The 501-nt window shown below is 59.7% G+C and carries 1 protein-coding gene; it reads left to right on the top strand.

Translation table 11 applies throughout. The annotated features are described in order from the left end of the window. Positions 1 to 145: 145 nt before the first annotated feature. A partial coding sequence (locus A3754_RS24585; RefSeq protein WP_197468848.1) for an enoyl-CoA hydratase-related protein occupies positions 146 to 501 on the top strand: 356 nt, incomplete at its 3' end.

Below are 501 nucleotides of genomic sequence, written 5' to 3' on the forward strand. Positions count from 1 at the left end.
CCGGCTTTTACGATCAGCCCCACCTCAACCGGACACTTCGTGCCATGTTCGACGCCCTGCCGTCGGGGTATGCTCGGGGTCAAACCGTGCAGGTAGTGTCCCTGTCGATACCTGCTGAAAACCGCACAACCCCTGTGGAGTGACCATGGATTATCAGGACATCAAGACCGATCTGAGCGAGCAGATGCTAACCATCACCCTCAATCGCCCGGACCGGCTCAATGCGTTTACCTTGCGCATGAAAGACGAGCTGGTGCATGCGCTGGCAGAGGCGGACCGCAACGATGACATCCGTGCGGTGATTGTCACCGGCGCGGGCAAGGTTTTCTGTGCCGGCATGGAAATGCAGCCGGAAGATGGCGGCCACCTGTTCGGTTATGACGACGCAGAAGGGATGAATCCGCCGCTGGAGACTATCCGCGATTCCGGCGGCGAGTTGTCATTGGCCATCTACAATTGCCGCAAGCCGGTGATCGGCGCTATCAACGGTGCGGCGGTGGG

It is taken from the genome of Alcanivorax sp. HI0083 (genome assembly GCF_001635175.1).